The organism is Arthrobacter sp. NicSoilB4, assembly GCF_019977335.1.
Lineage (GTDB): Bacteria > Actinomycetota > Actinomycetes > Actinomycetales > Micrococcaceae > Arthrobacter.
Map to the genome: position 1 here is coordinate 2,863,119 of NZ_AP024653.1, position 22,751 is coordinate 2,885,869.

At 67.1% G+C, this 22,751-nt stretch carries 24 protein-coding genes; 9 read left to right on the plus strand and 15 right to left on the minus strand.

Annotation, left to right across the window (positions count from 1 at the left end; genetic code table 11):
* Positions 1–29: 29 nt before the first annotated feature.
* Complete coding sequence (locus tag LDO13_RS12945; protein WP_224047131.1) at positions 30–1,124, minus strand: hypothetical protein; 1,095 nt, start codon at positions 1,122–1,124, stop codon at positions 30–32.
* 23 nt (positions 1,125–1,147) lie between these two features.
* On the minus strand, positions 1,148–1,783 hold the full coding sequence (sigE, locus tag LDO13_RS12950) for an RNA polymerase sigma factor SigE (RefSeq protein WP_224047132.1): 636 nt from the start codon (positions 1,781–1,783) through the stop codon (positions 1,148–1,150).
* A 328-nt stretch (positions 1,784–2,111) separates the two neighbouring features.
* Between sigE and LDO13_RS12955 the strand changes: the two genes are divergently transcribed.
* Positions 2,112–2,744, plus strand: coding sequence for an O-methyltransferase (locus LDO13_RS12955; RefSeq protein WP_224047133.1), 633 nt, complete (start codon positions 2,112–2,114; stop codon positions 2,742–2,744).
* Positions 2,745–2,866: 122 nt separating this feature from the next.
* Here LDO13_RS12955 and LDO13_RS12960 read toward each other — a convergent pair whose 3' ends face one another.
* From LDO13_RS12960 to LDO13_RS12975, 4 genes are all read right to left on the minus strand, one after another.
* A complete protein-coding gene (locus LDO13_RS12960; protein ID WP_069949162.1) occupies positions 2,867–3,034 on the minus strand; it encodes a DUF3117 domain-containing protein in 168 nt (55 codons plus the stop codon).
* Between the two features lie 232 nt (positions 3,035–3,266).
* Positions 3,267–4,490, minus strand: a complete 1,224-nt coding sequence (locus LDO13_RS12965; RefSeq protein ID WP_224049781.1) for a hypothetical protein — start codon at positions 4,488–4,490, stop codon at positions 3,267–3,269.
* Between the two features lie 140 nt (positions 4,491–4,630).
* Complete coding sequence (locus tag LDO13_RS12970; protein ID WP_224047134.1) at positions 4,631–4,993, minus strand: DivIVA domain-containing protein; 363 nt, start codon at positions 4,991–4,993, stop codon at positions 4,631–4,633.
* A 43-nt stretch (positions 4,994–5,036) separates the two neighbouring features.
* Positions 5,037–5,969: a TIGR00730 family Rossman fold protein gene (locus LDO13_RS12975; protein WP_224047135.1), complete on the minus strand. Its 933-nt coding sequence runs from the start codon at positions 5,967–5,969 to the stop codon at positions 5,037–5,039.
* A 205-nt stretch (positions 5,970–6,174) separates the two neighbouring features.
* Here LDO13_RS12975 and LDO13_RS12980 point away from each other — a divergent pair, with 205 nt between their 5' ends.
* The 4 genes from LDO13_RS12980 (at position 6,175) to LDO13_RS12995 (ending at position 9,446) form a co-directional block, all read left to right on the plus strand.
* Entirely contained in the window at positions 6,175–6,930 is a 756-nt protein-coding gene (locus tag LDO13_RS12980; protein ID WP_056425621.1) for an amino acid ABC transporter ATP-binding protein, read from the plus strand.
* A gap of 58 nt (positions 6,931–6,988) precedes the next feature.
* Positions 6,989–7,867 (plus strand): glutamate ABC transporter substrate-binding protein, encoded by an 879-nt coding sequence (locus tag LDO13_RS12985; RefSeq protein WP_224047136.1) that lies wholly within the window; start codon positions 6,989–6,991, stop codon positions 7,865–7,867.
* A gap of 98 nt (positions 7,868–7,965) precedes the next feature.
* Positions 7,966–8,616 carry an amino acid ABC transporter permease gene (locus tag LDO13_RS12990; RefSeq protein ID WP_224047137.1) on the plus strand — a complete coding sequence of 217 codons (651 nt, stop codon included), beginning with the start codon at positions 7,966–7,968 and terminating at the stop codon, positions 8,614–8,616.
* Positions 8,613–9,446: an amino acid ABC transporter permease gene (locus tag LDO13_RS12995; RefSeq protein WP_224047138.1), complete on the plus strand. Its 834-nt coding sequence runs from the start codon at positions 8,613–8,615 to the stop codon at positions 9,444–9,446. The genes LDO13_RS12990 and LDO13_RS12995 overlap by 4 nt, the downstream gene beginning before the upstream one ends.
* A gap of 114 nt (positions 9,447–9,560) precedes the next feature.
* On the opposite strand, the gene dapE is transcribed toward LDO13_RS12995, so the two are convergent.
* Positions 9,561–10,712: a succinyl-diaminopimelate desuccinylase gene (gene dapE, locus LDO13_RS13000; RefSeq protein ID WP_224047139.1), complete on the minus strand. Its 1,152-nt coding sequence runs from the start codon at positions 10,710–10,712 to the stop codon at positions 9,561–9,563.
* Between the two features lie 107 nt (positions 10,713–10,819).
* On the opposite strand from dapE, the gene dapD reads away from it, so the two are divergent.
* Both dapD and LDO13_RS13010 read left to right on the plus strand, forming a co-directional pair.
* Positions 10,820–11,830, plus strand: coding sequence for a 2,3,4,5-tetrahydropyridine-2,6-dicarboxylate N-succinyltransferase (dapD, locus tag LDO13_RS13005; RefSeq protein ID WP_224047140.1), 1,011 nt, complete (start codon positions 10,820–10,822; stop codon positions 11,828–11,830).
* A gap of 68 nt (positions 11,831–11,898) precedes the next feature.
* Positions 11,899–12,747: a hypothetical protein gene (locus tag LDO13_RS13010; RefSeq protein ID WP_224047141.1), complete on the plus strand. Its 849-nt coding sequence runs from the start codon at positions 11,899–11,901 to the stop codon at positions 12,745–12,747.
* A gap of 30 nt (positions 12,748–12,777) precedes the next feature.
* Here LDO13_RS13010 and LDO13_RS13015 read toward each other — a convergent pair whose 3' ends face one another.
* The 5 genes from LDO13_RS13015 to fdxA form a co-directional block, all read right to left on the minus strand.
* Positions 12,778–13,389, minus strand: coding sequence for a hypothetical protein (locus LDO13_RS13015; RefSeq protein ID WP_224047142.1), 612 nt, complete (start codon positions 13,387–13,389; stop codon positions 12,778–12,780).
* A gap of 57 nt (positions 13,390–13,446) precedes the next feature.
* Complete coding sequence (locus tag LDO13_RS13020; RefSeq protein WP_224047143.1) at positions 13,447–14,085, minus strand: TetR family transcriptional regulator C-terminal domain-containing protein; 639 nt, start codon at positions 14,083–14,085, stop codon at positions 13,447–13,449.
* Between the two features lie 180 nt (positions 14,086–14,265).
* Positions 14,266–15,549: a citrate synthase gene (locus tag LDO13_RS13025; RefSeq protein ID WP_224047144.1), complete on the minus strand. Its 1,284-nt coding sequence runs from the start codon at positions 15,547–15,549 to the stop codon at positions 14,266–14,268.
* Between the two features lie 228 nt (positions 15,550–15,777).
* The gene (gene dapC / locus LDO13_RS13030; RefSeq protein WP_224047145.1) at positions 15,778–16,926 is read right to left on the minus strand and encodes a succinyldiaminopimelate transaminase; all 1,149 of its coding nucleotides are present in this window, start codon (positions 16,924–16,926) and stop codon (positions 15,778–15,780) included.
* 12 nt (positions 16,927–16,938) lie between these two features.
* Complete coding sequence (gene fdxA / locus LDO13_RS13035) at positions 16,939–17,265, minus strand: ferredoxin (RefSeq protein ID WP_224047146.1); 327 nt, start codon at positions 17,263–17,265, stop codon at positions 16,939–16,941.
* Positions 17,266–17,431: 166 nt separating this feature from the next.
* Here fdxA and LDO13_RS13040 point away from each other — a divergent pair, with 166 nt between their 5' ends.
* Positions 17,432–17,713, plus strand: coding sequence for a hypothetical protein (locus LDO13_RS13040; RefSeq protein WP_224047147.1), 282 nt, complete (start codon positions 17,432–17,434; stop codon positions 17,711–17,713).
* 286 nt (positions 17,714–17,999) lie between these two features.
* Here LDO13_RS13040 and LDO13_RS13045 read toward each other — a convergent pair whose 3' ends face one another.
* The 3 genes from LDO13_RS13045 to typA all read right to left on the minus strand — a co-directional run bounded on the left by LDO13_RS13045 (position 18,000) and on the right by typA (position 21,500).
* Complete coding sequence (locus LDO13_RS13045) at positions 18,000–18,809, minus strand: type IV toxin-antitoxin system AbiEi family antitoxin domain-containing protein (RefSeq protein ID WP_224047148.1); 810 nt, start codon at positions 18,807–18,809, stop codon at positions 18,000–18,002.
* A gap of 350 nt (positions 18,810–19,159) precedes the next feature.
* Positions 19,160–19,516, minus strand: a complete 357-nt coding sequence (locus LDO13_RS13050) for a hypothetical protein (protein ID WP_224047149.1) — start codon at positions 19,514–19,516, stop codon at positions 19,160–19,162.
* 55 nt (positions 19,517–19,571) lie between these two features.
* Positions 19,572–21,500, minus strand: a complete 1,929-nt coding sequence (gene typA, locus LDO13_RS13055; RefSeq protein ID WP_224047150.1) for a translational GTPase TypA — start codon at positions 21,498–21,500, stop codon at positions 19,572–19,574.
* Between the two features lie 269 nt (positions 21,501–21,769).
* Here typA and LDO13_RS13060 point away from each other — a divergent pair, with 269 nt between their 5' ends.
* A complete protein-coding gene (locus LDO13_RS13060; protein ID WP_224047151.1) occupies positions 21,770–22,675 on the plus strand; it encodes an SGNH/GDSL hydrolase family protein in 906 nt (301 codons plus the stop codon).
* Positions 22,676–22,751 lie beyond the last annotated feature (76 nt).

Consider the following 22,751-nt stretch of genomic DNA (forward strand, 5'->3'; position numbering starts at 1 on the left):
ACGTCGGCGGGCCTCTGCGGAACGCCCGGTCACGGGGCCAGCAGCTCCATGATCCTGCCCAGGCCGCGCTCCAGGCGCGCGGTGAAACTGTGCCCCGCGCCGGACCCGGCCCCGTCTCCGGCGGCCGCCGCCGCCCCGCTGCGGGCGTGCACCAGGGCGGCCACGCCGTCGTCGGCCCGCTCAGCGGGCTCATCCGAAACGTAGGTGAAGGTAGCATCGTCTTTCTGGTAGATAGCCGCGTAGGGGGGACCATGGTTGACCCACAGGATCCCGCTGCTGGACGCTGCCGCTCCCCCGGTCTCCGCCTTGGCACCCGTCGCGGCACCGCCGCCCGGGACAGCCGCGGAGGTGAATCCGTCCGACGTCGCGGGACGGCCCGTCAGCACGTTGACCGGCGGTGCCTTTCGTGGCCCGCCCTCCGGTGTGCCGGACTGCCCGGGCAGTCCACTGTGCTCTTCGAAGATGGTGGCGAAATTCCGGCCGTCGGTGAGCCGCAGTTCCACGACGTCGACCCCGGCCAGCACCCCTCCCCGGGCCCAGACCAGGTGGTAGCCGAGTTCGCGGAGCTCGGGGCAGGTCCAGCCCTCGGAGCGAAGGGTGGCGAGCTGCGCGGCCGTGAGTGTTCCGGCCGGGGTGAAATCAGGTTCGCCGGTGGGGCCCCAGCCGGCGGGCGTCCCGGCACCCGCCTCGACGGCAGCTGGCGCAGAGGACGCAAGGTCGCGCTGCAGGAAGGCTGAGGCAGGTGCGCCGCCCGCCTGCGGGGCGGCGTCCCCGCCCATGACGTAAGCCGAGCCGCCAAGCAGGGCGGCAGCGGCTGCCGCGCCGCCGGCCACCAGCAAGGCGGACCGAAGGGCGGGACGGAAGCCCCGGACGCCCGGCACTGCAGAGGACAGACCGCGTGGGTGCGCCCGTCCTGTGCCTCCCGTGTCGGTGCCGCGGGCCAGTTCCTCGGTGCGGGCCAGCAGGCGCGCCGTCAGGTCGCCGCTGGCCGAGGGGACCTCGGCGCCGCGCAGCCGCTCCAGGTATTGGCGTTCCCGGCGCAACTGTTGCTGGCACTGATCACAGGACTCCAGGTGCCGGCGCCGCGGATCGTGGCAGCCCAACAGTCGCTTGAGCAGACGCATCGCGTGTTTCAGGGAATCGAGGTTCAGAGGAGACCGGCGATGCGCGGCATCTTCAAACGCGGCTTCAGCGAGGTCTTGGCGGACTGCTGCGGGCGCGGGTCGCGGTGCGCCAGCTTCTCCCGAAGCATGGTCCGGCCGCGGTGGATCCTGGAGCGGACAGTTCCGAGCTTGATGCCCAAGGCGACGGCCACCTCGTCATAGGACAGCCCCTCAAGGTCGCACAGCACGACGGCGGCGCGGAAATCCGGGGGAAGTTCTTCCAGAGCGGCCTGCACATCAACATCAAGGTTGTTGAATTCGAAGCTCTGTTCCGGGCCCGGCTCGCGTCCGGGCAAACGCGACTCGGCGTCGTCGGCCAGCGCGTCGAAGCGGATCCGGCTCTTGCGCCGGGCCTGGTCCAGGAAGAGGTTGGTGGTGATCCGGTGCAGCCACCCGTCAAGGGTGCCGGGCTTGAAGTTCTCGAGTGAGCGGAAGACGCGGACGAACACTTCCTGGGTGAGGTCCTCGGCGTCGTACTTGTTGCCGGTGAGCCGGTACGCGAGGCGGTACACCTTCGCGGAGTGGTTGGTCACAACTTCTTCCCAGGTGGGCCGGACCCACTCGGTTTCCGCCGCAGGCTGGGACTGTTCAGTTGCAGGGACAGCTGCCAGTGCCGACATTGTCCGCTCCCCTCGTGGATGGTGCCTACGCCGTGGACGGGGCTTGCGGCTGCAAGCTCCTGCACCCTTGATTCGGCGCCGATCACCACGCGGATGAGCGGATCTCCATCATTTCAAAATAAGCTGGGAATTACCTGACGCCAAGGCTCCTTCTGCCCACGGCAGAACCGGGAGCCCGCACGGCCCACGCCGCGCTGGCCGCAGCCATCCGCCTGAGGGCCCCTCGGACCGCCGTCCCGGCCGCACGCGGGGGCGCCTCCCGGCCGGTCACCACTTGACACAGTAGGCTGGGGTGAACACTCCCCTGCCGCCCAGAAAGCGAAATTCCATGAGCGCCGATAAGTCCACGAGCTGGTCCTACGCAGAAGATCTGCCTGCCGAGGATGAGGTTCTGTTGCACGCGCGCGAACGGTCCTTCGAACTGGGCGTGACCCCGGTTGGCCCGGGCGTCGGAGCCGTCCTGACCGTCCTGGCGGCGGCGTCCAAGGCCCAGACAGCGGTCGAAATCGGCACCGGCGCCGGCGTCTCCGGCGTCTGCATCCTGCGCGGACTGGGCCCGCACGCCGTGCTGACCACCATCGACGTCGACGTCGAGCACCTGAAAGCCGCACGCGAAGCCTTCCAGGAAGCCGGCAGCCCGGCCAACCGCACGCGGACCATCTCCGGCCGGGCCCGCGACGTCCTCCCCCGCCTGACCGACGGCGCCTATGACCTGGTCTTCATCGACGCCGACAAGCCGAACTACCCCGGCTACGTGGAACAGGCCGTCCGCCTGCTCAAGTCCGGCGGCCTGCTGATCGTCAACGACGCCCTGGACAAGGACCGCGTCGCCAACCCTGCCGCCCGCGAGGCCACCACCGTGGTGCTCCGCCAGGTGGGCAAGTCCATCCGCGAGGACGACCGCCTCGCGTCGGCCATGCTGCCTACCGGTGACGGCCTGCTGGTCGCCGTCAAAAAGTAGCCGTCAAGAAGTAGCTGTCAAGCCGTAGCCTGCCGGGCGGTGGCCGCCCGGGACGACAAAGAGGGCGGTGCCCGCTGCCATCCGGCTGCGGGCACCGCCCTCTGTCAAAAGGTGCAGTGAGGCTATTCGGTAACGCCGACGAGGCATTCCTTCAAGTTGGTGGCCTCGGCGGAGTTGAGTTCGACCACAAGCCGCCCGCCGCCTTCGAGCGGGACGCGCATGATCAGGCTGCGCCCTTCTTTGGTAACTTCCATCGGGCCGTCGCCGGTGCGTGGTTTCATAGCCGCCATAAGGAATATCCCCTCCATTAGTCCAGTGACATACCAGCCCGGCCGGGCTGCGTCCGCTCAGTCAATCAAGCTGCCCGGCGGCCGCGATGGGAGCCATCAGGGCCATATACTCAGTTTGCTTCTTGTCCTTGCTTACCTTCTATTATCGCGTAACAACGCGGCTGTAGCTAATCGTTGGACTTTCCGACGCGCCGCGCGGCGCAGGGCCGGGGGCCGGAAAAGGTGCCGCGCGTCACGGCGGATAGTCACCCCCGCCAGGCAACGGCGCCCACGCCCACAGCCAGACGATCCAGACAATCTGCAGCAGCACGAACATAATGACCACCGTGCCGCGGTAGGCGCGGGACCGGGAGACCAGTGCCGCGCCGAGGGCCAGCGGGAAGAGCGGGAGCAGCATCCGGAACGTGCTTGTCTGCGGGTGCAGGAAGATCAGCAGGTAGCCCATGTAGCAGGCGCACCAGAGCCGCAGCTCCGTGCCCAGCGCCTGCACCGGGCGGCACATCATCAGCAGCGTGAACAGCGCAACGAAGAGGAACGGTGCCAGCACGCCCAGCACTGGGCCGAAGAGCAGGATTCCGGTGTCGAACCAGGGTTTGAACGGCACCAGGTCGTGGCCGCGCCACACAGTCTCGGTCTTCGTGTAGGCCTGGATATCACCGGTGACGGCCCACGCGATGGCCGGCCACATGAGGGCGCCGACTCCGCTGACCGCAGTCAGCCCGGCCAGCGACCAGAGCTGCCCGCCGCTGTGCGGCACTGGTCCGGTCCGCCCCGCTTCCCCCGTGCCCGGGGCCTCCCAGCGCGCGGGTTCGCGGCCGGCGGAGTAGGTCTGCCACAGCCGGTACAGGAACAGCAGCCCCACCATCGCCGCGAACGGAACGCCGGTCGGCCGGGACAGGCACATCAGCACAACGACTGGCATCGCCCACAGGTAGCGTCGTTCCACGACCAGCAGCAGGGCGGCAGCCAGCAGGAGCAGGTTCAGCGATTCGGCGTACGGCACCTGGAGCACGGGCGAGACAGGAAAGGTGGCAACGAACACGGTGGCCCAGAGCGCCGTGCGGTGGGACGCCTTGTGCCGGAAGAGGCGGTAGATGACCAGCGCTGCACCCAGGCCGGCCAGCATGGCGATGAGCGTCAGCGTGAATGCCGGGTGCATTCCGGTCAGCCCGGCGACTGCCCTGCCCAGGAAGGGAAAGAGCGCGTAGAACGCCCAGGCGTTCTCCTGCACGTGGCCGGCCCCGTCGGTCGGGAGGACCTCGGGGTAGCCGTTCTGGAGGGCCTCGCCGTACCAGCGGGCGTCCCAGATATTGACGAAAGACCAGTAATCGGGCTTGGCGGGAAACCAGGGGTTGACGCCCTGGTGCAGTGCGGCGGCCATGAAGATGCAGGCGCTGACGAGGCGGGCTGCGACGTAGAGTGCGCCCACCTGGACCCACCAGGGCCAGCGTGCCACCCGGGCGCCGGCTGCCGCGGCCGCGCCCCAGGCCGCGGCGGTCGGGCCGTGCTGCGCGGGGCTCCCGGCCCGGCCCTCCACGGCAGCGCGGTGTTGCCGCTGTTCCGCCTCCGGCGCCTCCGTCCGGGGGTGCTCGCTGCTCACGGAGCCTGCCCGGGTTCATCCCGGAGGCGTTCCAGTTCGGCGGTCAGGTCCGCGATCTGCCGGTTCCTGGCTGCAAGCTGGTCCCGCAGTTCGTCCAGCACCTGGTCCACCTGGTCCATCCGGTACCCCCGCAGGCCCAGGGCGAATCGGAGGCGGTCGACGTCGGACGGCTCCACCTCGGCCGGCAGCAGTACTGGCGGGAGGTTGGCGACCGGCTGGTCAAAGCCGTCGTTAAGCGCGCGCAGGCCGCCGTCGTCGGCCCCGCGCCGGCCGCGGAAGGCTTTCGAGGCCCTGCCGGTGCCGAGGAAAAACGCGGCGCCGACCAGCGCAATCGCAAGGAAAACCAGGAAGAAACTCACTCCCCCATCGTGCCAGACGGCGGCGGGTCCGGCGGGCGGGCTGTCAGCCCCGCGTGCCGCCGGGGTTTCCTGGGCTGGTACCGTTGCCGGCGCTGCTGCCGTTGGGGTTCCGGTGCCGGGCGGCCCCTTCCACCACCAGCTCCACGGCGAGCGCCGGATCGTCCACTACCTGCAGCAGATCCAGGTCCTCCTCGGACATCATGCCTTCGGCCACGAGGGTGGTCTGGATCCATTCCACCATCGGGCTCCAGAACGCCGTTCCGAGCAGGACGATCGGGAAGGAGGTCACCTTCCTGGTCTGGACCAGGACCATTGCTTCGAACAGTTCGTCGAGGGTCCCCAGGCCGCCCGGCAGCACGATGAAGCCCTGGGCGTATTTGACGAACATGGTCTTGCGGGCGAAGAAGTACCGGAAGTTGATCCCCAGGTCCACCCACTGGTTCATCCCCTGCTCGAAGGGCAGCTCGATGCCGAGTCCCACTGACACTCCATTGCCCTGCACGGCCCCCTTGTTGGCGGCCTCCATCGAGCCGGGACCTCCGCCGGTGATCACGGCCAGCCCGGCTTCTGCCAGCTGGCGCCCCACTTCGACGGCGAGTTCGTAGTTCAGGCTGCCGGGCACGGTCCGTGCCGAACCGAAGACACTGACCGCCGGGCCAAGGTCGGCCAGGGCGCCGAACCCTTCAACGAACTCGCTCTGGATCCTCAGGACGCGCCACGGGTCCGTATGGACGAACTGGCCGGGCCCTTTGGTGTCCAGCAGCGTCCGGTCCGACATCGTCACCTTGGCAGCCTTGCGCCGCAGCTCCAGCGGCCCCTTGTGCCGGATCCCGGAAGGGGGCGGTGTGTCGCGGGGTTCGGCGGAGGTTTTCGCGGCGGCCGGTCCGGCGGCCTGGCCGGCCTTCCCTCCGGCCGGCTTTCCGGCGGGCTTTCCGGATGGGGCGGTGGCTCCCTGGGGCTGCGGATCGGTACTCATGCCCACAGGTTAGCGCGGAAATTCCCCCGCGGCCGTCCGGCGCGGCACAGGGGCGCGGGCGTGCGAACCGGATCCTCCGTCCTGCACGGCAGACTGCCGGATGACCCCTCAGGCAGTCTGACCTGCAGGTATCTCTTGAATCACGATCCGTAGGAAGTAGGAGTGATTACGGTCATAAAGCCGTAATGTTCGCTAGATTCTTCTTATGACTACTCAAGTGCCCGGCGACGCGCTCGTCTCCCTGAACGCCGTCAATAAGCATTACGGCCAGTTGCACGTCCTGAAGGACATCAACCTGAATGTCCGCAAGGGCGAGGTTGTTGTTGTCATCGGACCGTCGGGTTCCGGCAAGTCAACACTTTGCCGGGCCATCAACCGTCTGGAGACAATCGACGACGGCGTCATCAAGATCGACGGCAAGGAACTGCCCGAAGAGGGCAAGGAACTCGCCAAGCTGCGGGCCGACGTCGGCATGGTCTTCCAGTCGTTCAACCTTTTCGCCCACAAGACGATCCTCGAGAACGTCACCCTGGGCCCCATCAAGGTCAAGGGCCTCTCGAAGACCGAAGCCGACAAGGACGCCATGGCGCTGCTGGAACGCGTAGGCGTCGGGCACCAGGCACCCAAACTGCCGGCGCAGCTCTCCGGCGGGCAGCAGCAGCGCGTGGCGATTGCCCGTGCCCTGGCCATGAAGCCGAAGGTCATGCTCTTCGATGAGCCCACCTCCGCCCTGGACCCGGAAATGATCAACGAAGTCCTCGACGTCATGATCCAGCTGGCGAAGGAAGGCATGACCATGATCGTGGTCACCCACGAGATGGGCTTCGCCCGCAAGGCCGCTGACCGTGTGATCTTCATGGACGCAGGCCAGATCGTCGAGGATGACACCCCCGAAGAGTTCTTCAACAACCCCAAGAGCAGCCGCGCCAAGGACTTCCTCTCCAAGCTGCTGACCCACTGATCCCTGACGAGTTCGCACCCTGGCCGCCGCAAGGCGGCCGTCCAATGAAAGGAATGTCATGAAGGCATTTTTCCGAAGGAAATCCCTTCTGGTTGCCGCGTCCGCGGCTCTGGCGCTCAGCCTGAGCGCCTGCGGCGGCAGCAGCTCCACGTCCAACCCGCCTGTGGCAGAGAAGCCGAGCTTCGCGGCCGACACCACCATGGCCAAGCTTTCATCCGCCGGCAAGATCGTCATCGGCACCAAGTTCGACCAGCCGCTGTTCGGCCAGAAGGGCCTCGACGGCAAGCCTGTCGGTTTCGACGTGGAAATCGGCAAGCTGATCGCCGCCAAGCTGGGCATCCCCGCGGACAAGATCGAGTGGGTGGAGACCGTCTCCGCCAACCGCGAGCAGTTCATCAAGCAGGGCAAGGTCGACATGATCGTCGCCACCTACACGATCAACGACAAGCGCAAGACCGAAGTCGACTTCGCCGGACCGTACTACGAGGCCGGCCAGGCGCTGATGGTGAACAAGGACAACACAACCATCACCAAGCCCGAAGACGTCAAGGGCAAGAACGTCTGCTCCGTGACCGGTTCCACCCCGGCCGCCACGATCGTCGAGAAGTACGGAGCAGTCCTCGTCCCGGCCGCCACGTACTCCGCTTGCCTTGAGCCGCTGCGCAACAAGCAGGTCGAAGCGATCACCACTGACAACGTCATTCTGGCCGGGTTCGTGTCCAAGGAACCGGACGCCTTCAAGCTGGCCTCGGACCAGACCTTCACCAAGGAGCCCTACGGCATCGGCCTGAAGAAGGACGACACCGCGTTCCGCATGTGGATCAACGACCAGCTGGAAGCCGCCGACAAGGACGGTTCCTACAAGAAGGCCTGGGAAACCACCGCCGGCACGGTCATCAAGACCACTCCCGCACTTCCCACGATCAACCGCTACTAGGCAGCTGTGGCGGTTGCCGGGGCACGCGCCCGACGCGGCCCCGGCAACCGCCATTCCCGTCTCCCGCACCACTCCCCTCAAGGCAGCCTAAGGAACCTATGGACGTCATCATTGATAACCTTCCCGCGTATGTGGACGGTTTTCTCAGAACCCTCTTCCTGTCCGTGGTCTCGGGGATCTTCGCACTGATTTTCGGCACCCTGCTCGCGGCAGCCCGCGTCTCGCCGGTCGCCGCCCTGCGCGGCTTCAGCATGACGTACGTGGAGATCGTCCGGAACACCCCGCTGACGATCGCATTCTTCTTCGCCGCCGTGGTCCTGCCCCGGCTCGGGGTGACGTTCCAGCAGTTCGAGGTCGCCGCCATCATCGCCCTGAGCGCCTACACGTCGGCGTTCATCGCCGAAGCGGTGCGCTCCGGCGTCAACAGCGTCCCGGTCGGCCAGGCCGAGGCCGCCCGCAGCATCGGCATGAAGTTCAGCCAGGTACTGACCCTCATCATCCTTCCGCAGGCGCTGCGCACGGTGATCCCGCCCATGATCAACATCCTGATCGCCCTCGTCAAGAACTCCTCGGTGGCCGGCGCCTTCTACGTGATGGAGCTCTTCGGCTACGGCCGCCAGCTCGCCAACGCCAACGGTGACGCCGTGCTGTGGGTCCTCGTCGGCGTCGCCTTCTTCTACCTGCTGATAACCGTCCCGCTTGGCTACGTCGCCAACCTGGTTGAACGAAAGGTGGCGATCGCCCGATGAGCTCGGTCCTGTACGACGTCCCCGGCCCCAAGGCCCGCCGCATCTCACTGATCGGCTCCATCATCGGCGTCATCGCCATCGCCGGACTGCTCTGGTGGTCCATTACCATCCTCGCCCAGCAGGGGATCTTCGAACCGGAACGCTGGGCCGTTTTCCAGATTCCCGATGTCTGGGTGCTGATCGGCAACGGCATCGGCGCGACCCTCACCGCAGCCGCGGTCGCCGCGGTCATCGCCTTCCCGCTGGGCCTGGTGCTGTGCCTCATGCGCATCTCCGACGTCGCCTGGATCCGCATCCCCACCCGGATCGTGCTGGAATTCCTGCGCGGCATGCCCGTGGTCCTGATGATGTTCTTTGTGCTGCTGGTGTTCGCGACTAATTCCTTTGTCGCCGTCGTCGCCGGCCTGGTGCTCTACAACTCGGCAATCTTCGCCGAAATCATCCGCGCCGGCATCCAGTCCCTGCCGAAGGGCCAGCGTGAAGCCGGCCTTGCGATCGGCCTCACCAGCTTCGCCTCCCGCCGCAGCATCGAGCTGCCCCAGGCGATCCGGCGCATGCTGCCCTCGCTCGTCGCTCAGCTTGTGGTGCTGCTAAAGGACACCTCGCTGGGCTACATCGTGTCCTACGAGGAACTGCTCCGGAAGGTCCAGATCATGGCCGACTTCCTCGGCCCGGATTACCTGTTCCCGGTGTTCTTCGTTGCGGCGGCGATCTACATCGCCATCAACTTCTCCGTCTCCCGCCTCGCCATCTGGATCGAGAGGCGCGGCTCCAAGAAGGCCGCCGGCGGCGTCGTGCACGTTCCCGTTGCCGGGATCCCCGTCAAGTAGTCCGCAGCCAAGCAGCCTGCGCAGGCTGTTCCGCACGCAAGAAGGTCCGGAATCCCGAGAGGGGTTCCGGACCTTTTTGTTGCAGCCTGTCGACCTGCGGTTTCTTCTCCCGCCTTACGTCGTGAGCCAGCTCCGCAGCGCCCGCAGGCATTCGCGGACCGCGTCGGCCTCGACATGTTCGTTGTCCTTGTGCGCCAGCAGCGGATCGCCCGGCCCGAAGTTCACCGCCGGGATACCCAGCTCGCTGAAGCGCGCGACGTCGGTCCAGCCGTACTTCGGCTTCGGTTCGGCACCTACAGCGGCGACGAACGACGCCGCGGCGGGGTGGTTGAGTCCGGGACGGGCGCCGGCAGCGCTGTCGGTACGGATGACGTCGAACCCTTCCAGCAGTTCCCGGACGTGCTGCTCCGCCTCGTCCGGGGTTTTGTCCGGGGCGAACCGGTAGTTGATTTCCACGACGCAGCGGTCCGGGATCACGTTGCCGGCGGTCCCGCCGTTGACCTTTACGGCGTTGAGGCTTTCCCGGTAGTCCAGGCCGTCCACGGAGACGGTCCGGGGCTCGTACGCTGCGAGCCGGGCCAGGATCGGGGCGGCGGCGTGGATCGCGTTGCTGCCCATCCAGGCCCGGGCGGAATGCGCGGCTTCCCCCACGGTTGTCGCTTCGAAGCGGATCGTGCCGTTGCACCCGCCCTCCACCGTGCCGTGCGTGGGTTCCAGCAGGATCGCGAAGTCCCCGCCCAGGAGGCTGCCATGGTTCCGGACGAGCCGGCCCAGCCCGCTCTTGACGGCCTCGACTTCCTCGTGGTCGTAGAAAACGAAGGTGACGTCCTTGTCCGGCTCCGCCCCGCCGTCGAACAAAGCCGCGGCCAGCGCCAGCTGCACCGCGACGCCGCCCTTCATGTCGGTGGCACCGCGGCCGTACAGAATCCCCTCGCCCGGCGCTCCCGACGGCCAGTACGACGGGACGGTCCCGAGGGCCCCTTCCGTGGCCGGCAGGGGAACAGTATCCAGGTGGCCGGCCAGGATGACGCGCTCGGCGCGGCCCAGGTTGCTGCGGGCGATGATCGAATCGCCGTCGCGGACCAGCTCCAGCTGCGGGATCGAGCGGAGGGCATGCTCCACGGCGTCGGCCAGCTCCCCCTCCGCGCCGGAGACACTGTTGATGTCGATGAGGCTGGCGGTCAGCAGCGCCACATCCTGGCGCGGGTCCAGTCGGGCGGCATGGGGGCGGGAGGTCGGGCGCGCGTTCAAGTCCGGGGCAGTCACCGTCCCACTTTATCCGTTGACCCCGCCCAGGCCAGCTCCCGTCCGTCACGGGTCTCGGCTCTGTCACGGGTTTCGGCGAGGGCAGGCGCCGTCTATAGACTTGGGGCATGACTGAAACCGCTTCTTCCGCTGTGCCCGCAGACTCCCGCTCGGCCTATGGCTATGGCGTCGCCACCATCGCCACCAGCAACGATGCAGCCACCGTGCTGGATGTCTGGTACCCGGCGCCGGCCCTCGGAACAGCGGCGGAGAACCTCCGCGACGTGGCCAACGCGGACCAGTCGCTGCTGGACATCGCCAGCACCGGCGCGGACGCCGACCGGGGCACCGAGCAGCAAGTCGTGTTCGTGCAGATCCACCTCGACGAAGCACCGGCAGACACTGCCGACGCCTATCTGCGCCTGCACCTGCTCTCGCACCGCCTGGTGCAGCCCAACAGCATCAACCTGGACGGGATCTTCGGCAAACTCCCCAACGTGGTGTGGACGAACTTCGGGCCCGCCGCCGTCGAGGGCTTCGAACTGACGCGCGCCCGGCTGCGCAAGCGCGGCGCCGTCACTGTCTACGGCGTAGACAAGTTCCCCCGCATGGTGGACTACGTCATCCCCTCCGGCGTGCGGATCGCTGACGCCGACCGGGTCCGCCTCGGCGCGCACCTGGCCGAAGGCACCACGGTCATGCATGAAGGCTTCGTGAACTTCAACGCGGGCACCCTTGGCACGTCCATGGTGGAAGGCCGCATCTCCGCCGGAGTCGTCACCGGTGACGGGTCCGACGTCGGCGGCGGCGCCTCGATCATGGGCACCCTGTCGGGCGGCGGCAAGGAAAAGATCTCCCTGGGCGAACGTGTGCTGCTGGGAGCCAACTCGGGCGTGGGCATCAGCATCGGCGACGACTCCGTCGTCGAAGCCGGGCTCTATGTCACGGCCGGAACCCGCGTCCGCGTCGTCGGGGCCAAGGACGCCGACGGCGAGGACACGACCCAGATCGTCAAGGCCGTCGAGCTGTCCGGTGTCCCCAACCTGCTCTTCCGCCGCAACTCCTCCACCGGTCAGGTCGAGGTCCTCCCGCGCAAGGGACAGACCGTCGAACTCAACGAGGCACTGCACGCCAACTAAGGTTGGGTGCGGAAAGCCCAACCGTTAGAAGAATGTACCGGCCCCTGGGGGCCCGAGGGAGTAGTTTCGTGGCACGCAGAGGCACCTTGCGCCGTTGGATCGTGCTGCTCCTGACCCTGGCGATGGTGGTGGGCGGCATTTACACGGCGTTTGCCTTCGTGCAGCGGTCGGAGGTCCTCATCACCGAACGCTGCACGGCTGCGGGCGGCACTGCCGAACTGGCGACGGACCAGGCCGCCAATGCCGGCCTCATTACCGCAGTGGCGGTCCGCCGGGGGCTCCCGGCCAGGGCCGCCAGCATCGCGTTGGCCACGGCCATGCAGGAATCCAAGATCCGGAACATCAACCACGGCGACCAGGCCGGCCCGGACTCCCGCGGGCTCTTTCAGCAGCGCCCCTCGCAGGGCTGGGGCACCGCGGAACAGGTGATTGACCCGTACCATGCCAGCAACGCCTTCTACGATGCCCTCGTGAAGATCCCCGGCTACGAGACGCTGGAAATCACCGACGCCGCGCAACGCGTCCAGCGCTCCGCTTACCCCCACGCCTACGCCCAGCACGAGGTCATGGCCCGCTCTTTCGCGTCCTCCCTGACCGGCCAGACCCCTGCCGGCCTCGACTGCTCGCTGCGGGCCCCCGACGAGGCCGGAGACCCTGCCGCAGTGCAGGAACGGCTGTCCGCGGCCTTCGGCGGAGTGCCGGCTTCCCTGGACGGCAGCACCCTCGTGCTGGATACCCAGGGAACGCGGGCCTGGGCCATGGCGCAATGGGCGGTCGCCAACGCCAAAGCGCTCTCCATCACGGAGGTCCACGCGGACGGACGCAGCTGGACGCGGCAGGACCGCAACGGCTGGCAGCCCTCCGACGTGCCCGCCGGCCAGGTCCGGATCACTGTCGCCGACGCACCTGCGCAGTAGGCGCCGCTCCAGCCGGGCACCGTGGCCGGCTCAGACCAGCAGGTCCACCACGGGCTGCACGTAGCTGCGGAAGAGTTCGGGCTGGGACAGCAGGTCGGAGCTCATGATGATTTTATCGGGCTCCAGGTACCAGGCCCGCGGCTCAGCCAGGGGCAGCTCGATGATGGTCAACGAAAAATCGTTGGCGGCCCGGCCCACTTCGAGCAGCCGGTCATCCACCATGTCCTGCAGCAACTGCACGCCGCCGGCGGCTTCGCGTTCGGCTTCCAGTGCCAGGTACTCGCCGCGGCGCTCCCGCGCCCACGACAGGGCCGCCCCGAAGTGGGCCTGCAGCACACGCCGGAGGGCTGGGGAATTGCTGAAGCTGCGGAAGCCGGGCGGTCCCAGTTCCGGGGACATTTCGGGATGCGCTTTCAGGAGCTGCTCCCACCAGGCTTCCCACTCGGTCTTGAGTGCACTCTGTCCGCCTACCTCGGCAATGAGGTGGGTGTGGTCCGCAGGACGGATCTTCGGTGCCGCGTGGCTAAGCGCCGGGTGCCCAGCACTGTCCAAGCCGGCTGCGTCGCGAACGTAAAGTGCAATGAGCATCGGACCCGAAGTGTCCATGGTGATCCGCCAGCCCGGCCCGCCTGTGTGGTGCATCCAATTGCCTCCTTGGCAAGACGTACGTTCCCAGTCTATTCCTCAAGTTAACGCACGTTAATGGCTGCCGGCGTGGCTGCCCAGTCCGCTGAGATGGGACTCCAACACGTCGCCGCACATCTGCGCGGTCATCCATTCGGGCTGCAGGAGGGCGTGCATCGTAAGCCCGTCGAGGGTTGCCAGCAGCCGCTCCGCCTCGGTGACCAACCGCTGCTGGTCCTCGGCCACGTCGGTGTCGGCGGCGGACGACAGGTCCATCACGAGCCTCCCGACGATCGCAGCGACGGCTCGGTGGCTCCGGTCTGCTTCCGCGGCCAGGAACGGTTTGGTCCTGGCGGCGTTCTTGAACGCCATCCACACGCAGGCGTCGACCGCGCGTTCGTCGTCCAGGGGCAGCAGCTCGCCCAGCAGTGTTAATACGGCCTGGCGGTGTTCCGGGGTGCCGGGCTGCGCCTCCGCGAGGCGCTCGTCGGCAGCCGTCAACCGGCCGACAATCCGGTCGACGACGACTCCGAAGGAGTGGGTCAGGAGTTCATCGCTGCTGGCGAAGTAATGCCGGACCGATCCGACGGCCAGTTCCGCCTCGTCCGCGACTTCGCGGAGCGAAGCCCTTTCAAGTCCGTCTGCTGCGACGATCCGGAAGACCGCTTCGACCACTTCCTGGCGCCGCAATCCGGCGTCGACAAATTTGGGCATTAGTCTTTTTTAGCACGGATGGGCACCCGACGGCGGCGGGCCACACCGGCCGGCAGCCTTCCCACCTGCACAAATACCGAAATTGACCCGCCCCCGGCGCTTTCCCCGGACACAACGACGCCGGCCGCGCACCCTCGAAAGGTGCGCGGCCGGCGTCGTACGGCTGTGGTCGAAAGTGAACTACACCGAAGGGTAGTTTCGCTCCGGCTCGCCGATGTAAAGCTGGCGCGGGCGGCCGATTTTGGTGTTGGGGTCGCTGATCATTTCGCGCCACTGTGCGATCCAGCCCGGAAGGCGGCCAATCGCGAAGAGGACGGTGAACATCTTCTCCGGGAAGCCCATGGCCTTGTAGATCAGGCCGGTGTAGAAGTCCACGTTCGGGTAAAGCTTGCGCTGGATGAAGTAGTCATCGTTCAGCGCCTTCTCCTCGAGCCGCAGGGCGATCTCCAGGAGTTCGTCGTTGCCGCCGAGCTTCGTGAGGATCTCGTGGGCCGTGGCCTTGACGATCTTGGCGCGCGGGTCGTAGTTCTTGTAGACGCGGTGCCCGAAGCCCATGAGGCGGACGCCGTCTTCCTTGTTCTTGACCTTCTCCATGTAGTCCTCGGGCTTGGTGCCGTCGGCCTGGATCTGGCGCAGCATCTTCAGCACGGCCTCGTTGGCACCGCCGTGGGCGGGGCCGAAGAGCGCGTTGATGCCGGCGGAAACGGAGGCGAAGAGGTTCGCGTTGGAGGAGCCGACCAGCCGGACCGTGGAGGTGGAGCAGTTCTGCTCGTGGTCTGCGTGCAGGATGAGCAGCAGGTCCAGGGCCTTGGCGACCACCGGATCCACCTCGTACTGCTCGGCCGGCAGGCCGAAGCTCAGCCGCAGGAAGTTCTCCACGAGGTTGTGGGAGTTGTCCGGGTAGAGCATGGGCTGGCCGATGCTCTTCTTCAGGGCGTAGGCCGCGATGACCGGCATCTTGGCCAACAGCCGGTAGGTGGAGACCTCCACCTGCTCGGCGTTGAAGGGATCCAGCGAGTCCTGGTAGAACGTGGACAGCGCCGACACGGCCGAGGACAGCACGGGCATCGGGTGGGCGTCACGCGGGAAGCCGCTGAAGAAGCCCTTCAGCTCTTCGTGCAGCAGCGTGTGGTGGCGGATCCGCTGGTCAAAAGCTTCCAGCTCCGTGGCGGTCGGCAGGTTGCCATAGATCAGCAGGTAGGAAACTTCCAGGAAGCTCGAGTGCTGGGCGAGCTGCTCGATCGGGTAGCCGCGGTACCGCAGGACACCGGCGTCGCCGTCGATGTAGGTGATGGCGGAGGTGGTCGCCGCGGTGTTCATGAAGCCGGGGTCAAAGGCCACGGCACCGGTCTGCTTCAGCAGCTTGGAAACGTCGTAGCCTTCGTTCCCTTCTACAACCTGGATGCGCGGGAGTACGAGCTCGCCGCCGGCATGGCGCAGGGTTGCGCTGGTGGTCTCAGTCATGGAGTCTCCTCTGAGGCGTCGGGGCCTCTGTAGAAAGCTGGTCCAACTTCTGGTGAAGCCGCCCACGGAACCTGTTCTAGACACGGATTCCAACGGCTGCGCTGCCTTCTTGTGGAAAGCCACCATTGATAGTCAGTTAAAAACTACCGGCAGATTCCGGGTGGCACTAATCCAAGGCCCCCCGGAACCGCCTAAATCGCGCCAGTTGTGGTACGCGTCACAGCATTGTTACGGCCCTGCGGCTAGTCGGGAGGCCGCGGCGTCGATCCGCTCATCGCTGGCCGTCAGTGCGACGCGGATGAATCCGTTGCCGGCGTCGCCGTAGAACACACCCGGGCCGACGACGATTCCGCGGTCCGCGAGCCGGCCGACCGTATCCCAGGTCGCTTCGCCGGCGGTGGCCCAGAGGTAGAGTCCGGCCCGGGATTCGTGGATGGTCAGCCCGAAGCGCTCCAGCGCGGGCACGATCCGTTCCCGGCGGCCGCGGTAGAGGTCCTTCTGGGCCTGGACGTGGGCGTCGTCGCCGAGGGCCACCCGCATGGCTTCCTGCACGGGGTACGGGACGATCATGCCCGCGTGCTTGCGGCTGTTGACGAGGTTCGCCATGATGGCGGGGTCGCCGGCCACGAAGGCGGCGCGGTAGCCGGCCAGGTTGGACTGCTTGCTCAGCGAGTACACCGCCAGGAGGCCCTCATGGGAGCCCTCCGCGACATGCGGGTCCAGGATGCTGGGCACCGGCGTCCCGCCGCGCTGGACGTCCCATTCGCCCCAGCCGAGTTCGGCGTAGCACTCGTCCGAGGCCACCACGGCGCCAAGCTCCCGGGCCTGCCGGACAATCCGGCGCAGCGACTCGGCGTTCCGGACGCTGCCCGTCGGGTTGGCCGGCGAGTTGACCCAGACCAGGCGCACCCGCGCCCGGGTGGCGGCGTCGAGCTCGTCCAGGTCGTCCGCGGCGATGTGCTCCGCCCCGGCGAACGTGGCGCCGATGTCGTACGTGGGGTACGCGACCGTGGGGCGGACGACAACGTCCCCCGGCTTGAGCCCGAGCAGGAACGGGAGCCAGGCCACGAGTTCCTTGGAGCCCACCGTGGGCATAATGTCCCGCGGATCCAGGCCGGGAACGCCGCGGCGGCGGTCAAACCACGCCGCGACCGCTTCGCGGAGCCCGGCGGTGCCGTGGACCGTGGGGTAGCCGGGGGCGTTGGCTGCAGCGCGCAGGGCTTCCTGCACCACCTCGGGGGTGGCGTCCACCGGTGTCCCGATGGACAGGTTCGCGGCTCCCCCGGGGTGCTCGGCGGCCCTGGCGAGGTACGGCGCCAGGGCTTCCCACGGGTAGTCGGGCAGGCTGAGGCCGAAGCTGCGCAGCGCAGATGTCACCGACGCCCCGCCTTAGCCTTCTTGGTTCTGCGGCGGAAGGGCCGCGATCATCGGGTGGTCCGTGTGGGTGTTGCCGATCTTTGCGGCTCCGCCCGGGGACCCCAGGACGTCGAAGAATTCAACGTTGGCCTTGTAGTAGTCGGCCCATTCCTCGGGGGTGTCGTCCTCGTAGTAGATGGCTTCGACGGGGCAGACCGGCTCGCACGCGCCGCAGTCCACGCACTCGTCGGGATGGATGTACAGGGAACGCTCACCCTCATAGATGCAATCGACGGGGCACTCTTCAATACATGCCTTGTCTTTGACATCTACACACGGCTGCGCGATTACGTACGTCACGTCCCTGGCCTTTCCACGTTGGTTCCGGCGACGGCCGGATCACTGCTCCCGGCCTGAGCGCCGGCTGCTGACTTCTGAGCCTATTATCTCCCAGCCTGTTCCCGCGAACCTAGCCGGGCGTCACACGGGTCCGAACTCTTGAATCTGCCGGACCTAGTATGAAGAGGTGAGTTCCCCGATGCCACCTCCCCAAGCGTTCCTTGCCGCCACCGGCCTGGGTACCCGCGTAGTGGTCCGCTACCGGATCGAGGGCGGCATGACCGACGCGCTGGGCGAGCTGGTGGCACGCACCGATCGCGAGTGCACCGTGCGGACCCGGCGGGCCGACGTCGTGATTCCGCTGTCCCTGGTGGTGGCCGCCAAGGAGGTTCCGCCGGCGCCGCCGCGGCGGGCCCGCGGTCCGCTCCCGGCGGACATGCCCTCCCCTGACTCCGCCCGTTGGACATAACCCCACTATGCCCATCCCCCGCTGCCACCACTGGACATGCTCATTAGTCCCGGCCGCGAACCCCCGGGACGTGCGCTCCCTCGCTCAGCCCGCCACGGCCCTCCGGCCGGACATGCCCTCCCCTGACCCCGGCCGTTGGACATAACCCCACTATGCCCATCCCCCGCTGCCACCACTGGACATGTTCATTGGTCCCGGCCTCAAACCGGGAAACATGCCCGGCGGGGGCCACGAAGACTGGACATGTTCCTCGGGCGCGCCGCGATCCAGAAGGACATGTCCAAAGTCAGGCGGCAGCAGAGAGCCTACTCAATGCGTCGCGGACCATGGCGATGAATTCGTCTGGCCGGTTCAGGAGGAGCGGGTAGCTGACAACAAGGGTCGGGATGCCGAGCCGGGTGGTGACGTTCCACCGGCGCCGGTCCTCCTCGAAGCTTGTCCGGTCCATATGGAAGGCCGCCCCGTCGGTCTCGATACCGAGCCTGCCGTCGACCATAAGATCGATGTGGCCCATTCCGGGGATGTGGACCTGGGACTCCACATGAAACCCGGCCCTCCGGAGCCAGTACCGGGCCACACACTCGATGACGGACTGCGATTGGGGGACGATCCTGCTCACCGATCGGCGCTCCCGTAGGTCGTTGCGGCCGGCCAGCCGTTGCCGCAGCTCGGCAAGGGTTACTCCTTTGCCGACGACAGCTGACTCGGCAATGACGAGGCCGTCGAGTTCCGGCAGGCATCGAAGGCTTTGCACGACGGTGTCCAACAGGGTCGGCGGTGCGGCGGACCGGTGGCACACAAATCCCGGATAGTGCCGGCTGTGAGGGACCGCGACATGAGGCTGCGGGGGCGGCTCAAGAACCCAAAGGCCCCGCAACTGGGCTGCCGTGACGCAGGCGGGTTCGGCCGGAAGTGAGCGGATGGCGATGAGCTGGGCATTAGCGTCCGGGACTGCGTAAACGCCACGTGCCACCCTCGTGACTGCGCCTCTTGCCAGCGCCGATTTGAGCTGGAAGTCCGAGACGCCCGCGGCAGCGAGGTGTTTGGCGCGCGCGACGCCGTCGTAGGTTGAAAGCACTTCGGTGATATTGACCATGCGGACATGGTGGCGCCAAAGCGTGATGGCGGAACAGTGCCCCGCGCCGCTATGTGCAAAACAGCATGTCCCTTGTACAGGGCATGTCGGGGACATGTCCTACGTCCGGGATGGGGGCTGGTCCACGGTCAGCACTGGACATCTCCTGCGGCCAGCCTCAGAGGCGGACATACAGCCGCTATGCCCACCCGCGCACGCCACAAATGAGCATGTCCCCCGGGCAGGGAAATTGAGCATGTTCCGCGGAGGGTGCCGTCGGTGGACAGAGTGCCGCTATGTCCACGGGAAGCCGGGAAGGCTGGGCATGTCCCGCGGGAGGGACGGCGTTCCTGCAGGACGCCGGCGGGCCTCTAAGCCTGCGGCTTCCGGTAGCGGCGGCACCAGGCCAGCATGAGGATGGTGACCACCGCGATGCCGTAGATCCAGAGATTCCCGGCCAAGTCTCCGATGATCAACCGCTTTCCGTTCTCAAGAGTGGACCACCACCCCGCCAGCGCGTAGCAGAGGACGCCGCACGCCGCCGTCGGAAGCAATGAACGGAACGTGGCGCTGAGCCACAGCTCGACGGCGCCCAGCAGCACCAGCGCGGCGGCGGCGCCCCACGGCACCTCCACGCCGGCGACAAGGATGTCCTGGCCGTGCAGCACCGTGCCTGCGAGGGCAACAAAAAGAGCTGCCGGCACGGCGGCGGCAATACCGCCTGCCATACCGGCAGCTCTCTTATTCACAAATGACCCGTTGTTTCAGCGCAGGACGCGGAAACTAGACCTTCGCGCGGGCGCGGTTGGCCTTGGCACGCTCGTTCGTGTCCAGGATGACCTTGCGGATACGGATGGAGTCCGGGGTAACTTCAACGCACTCGTCTTCGCGGGCGAATTCGAGGGACTCTTCGAGGGTCAGGTCGCGCGGGGGCGTCAGGTTCTCGAAGGTGTCGGAGGAAGCCGCACGCATGTTGGTGAGCTTCTTTTCCTTGGTGATGTTGACGTCCATGTCGTCGGCGCGGGAGTTCTCGCCGACGATCATGCCCTCGTACACCTCGGAGGTCGGCTTCACGAAGAAGGAACCGCGCTCCTGCAGGTTGATCATGGCGAACGGCGTCACAACACCGGCGCGGTCAGCGATCATGGAACCGTTGGTGCGGTACTCGATCGGGCCGGCCCACGGCTCGTAGCCCTCGGAGATCGAGGCCGCGATGCCCGCGCCGCGGGTGTCCGTGAGGAACTTGGTGCGGAAACCGATCAGGCCACGGGCCGGAACGATGAACTCCATGCGGCACCAGCCGGTGCCGTGGTTGGCCATGTTGGTCATGCGGCCCTTGCGTGCGGCCATGAGCTGCGTGACGGCGCCAAGGTACTCTTCCGGCACGTCGATGGTCATGTGTTCCATCGGCTCGTGGATCTTGCCCTCAACGGTCCGGGTGACAACCTGCGGCTTGCCGACGGTCAGCTCGAAGCCTTCGCGGCGCATCTGTTCGACGAGGATGGCCAGCGCGAGCTCGCCACGTCCCTGGACTTCCCAGGCGTCGGGGCGCTCGGTGGGGAGCACCTTGATGGAGACGTTACCGATCAGTTCCTTGTCCAGGCGGTCCTTGACCTGGCGGGCCGTGACCTTGGCGCCCTTGACCTTGCCGGCCAGCGGGGAGGTGTTGATACCGATGGTCATCGAGATGGCCGGGTCGTCAACGGTGATCAGCGGCAGCGGCTGCGGGTTCTCGGCGTCGGTCAGGGTCTCACCGATGGTGATTTCCTCGATGCCGGCGACGGCGACGATCTCGCCGGGGCCGGCGGAATCGGTCGGGACGCGGTCAAGTGCCTTCGTGGCGAGGAGTTCGGTGATCTTGACGTTCTTGAGCTCACCGTTGGCGCGGGCCCAGGCAACGGTCTGGCCCTTGCGCAGGGTGCCGTTGTAGATACGCAGCAGGGCGAGGCGGCCGAGGAACGGGGAGGCGTCAAGGTTGGTGACGTGCGCCTGCAGGACACCGTTCGGGTTGTAGGTCGGCGCCGGGATGTGCTCGATGATGGCCTGGAACAGCGGCTCCAGGTCCTCGTTCTCAGGAGCGGAGCCGTCGGCGGGCTGCTCGAGGGAAGCGCGGCCAACCTTGGCGGCGGCGTAGACGACGGGGACGTTGAGGATCTTGTCCAGGTCGAGGTCCGGAACTTCGTCGGCGAGGTCGGAGGCCAGGCCCAGGAGCAGGTCCATGGACTCGTGTACAACTTCTTCGATCCGCGCATCGGGGCGGTCGGTCTTGTTGACCAGCAGGATCACCGGCAGGTGGGCGGCGAGGGCCTTGCGGAGGACGAAGCGGGTCTGGGGCAGCGGGCCCTCAGAGGCGTCGACGAGGAGGACAACGCCGTCGACCATGGACAGGCCGCGCTCGACCTCGCCGCCGAAGTCGGCGTGGCCGGGGGTGTCGATGACGTTGATGGTGATGGTCTCGCCCTTGGAGGACGGTCCGTTGTAGGCCACGGTGGTGTTCTTGGCCAGGATCGTGATGCCCTTTTCACGCTCGAGGTCACCGGAGTCCATGACACGGTCTTCGAGGTGGTTGTGCTCGGCAAAGGAGTTGGTCTGCTTGAGCATGGCGTCGACCAGCGTGGTCTTGCCGTGGTCAACGTGGGCCACGATCGCGACGTTGCGCAGGTCACTGCGCGATGCAGTGGCTACCGCGGTGTTGGTGGTGGTTTCAGACATGCGTTATTGCTCGATTCAGTGGTGAAGTCAGCTGTTGTATCGCGACATTTCCAACCGGAACGCACGACGGATACGCCCCTTTGGCACAGGGCACCTTCATCCATTCTAAACGCTAGGGCTTTTATTGGCCTAAAATCCCTTCCGCCCGGCAGCCCGCCGGAGTGGTCAGAACGGGGGTTCACCGTTCCGGATGTGAGTAAAGTCACTGGATATTCCTGCCCCGATGCCCCATCATTGCTGAGACAGCAGCAGCCAGCCCGGAGACATCTATGCGCAACGCCTCGGCCCTGTACCGCTTGGTCGCACCGATGATCGCCGTAGGCATCCTTGTGGGCGGCTGCGGACAGACCCCCTCCCCCCGAACCGCCGGAACCGCCGCAACCGCCGACGCCGGCGCGACCGGCCTCTACGGCGGGACCGCTCCCGTGCCCGCTGGGGCCCCCGGCGAGCCGATGGCGGCCGGCTCGAACGGCAACACCAGGCTCCCCCAGCCGACCGCCCCGGGCACCATGCCGGCGGGCACCGTCTACCGGAACCCCGCCAATGGCCGCAACGAAGTGGTCGTGGAGGACATTGCCCGGACGGCCGTGCTGATCGGCGATTCCCAGTCCGAGCCCACCAATTCCTGGCCCCGCACAGCCTTGGCGAGCCTGGGCTACGCAGTCCACTTCTGCGGACGCGGCGGAACCGGCTTCGTCGCGTCCAACGGCAAGACCGGCAATTACATCGACGCCCTGCAACGCGGCGATTGGCTGCTCCCCTACGGCTCGCCGCCCCTCGTGGTCATCGAGGGCGGCGGCAACGACGCCTCCCGCGGCGCATCCGACCAGCAGATTTCCGCCAACGCCGAGCGCCTGATTGCCAGCGTGCGGCAGCGCTACCCCGAGGCGCAGCTGGCCATGGTCGGAACCCTGGCCCGCGGCACGGCCAACGGCGGGGGGCGACGCACCGAGGTGGACGCGCTGCTGGGCACTGTCGCGGCCCGGCATTCGATTCCCTTTGTGGGCGTCGGTGACTGGCTGACGCGCTACAGCCTCACCCAGTCGATGACCGACGGCGTCCACATGAGCCCCGAGGGGCACGCGGCACTGGGCGTCCTGCTGGCCCGCCGGTTGGACGACCTCGGTTTACGTTTCCCCGGTTCCGGCCCGGCGAAGACCGCACCAACCCGCTAGCGCGGCCCAGGCAGCTTAAACGGCAGGAGCCGGCGCCCGCCCCGAAGGGCGGACACCGGTCCTGTGTCAGTCAGCT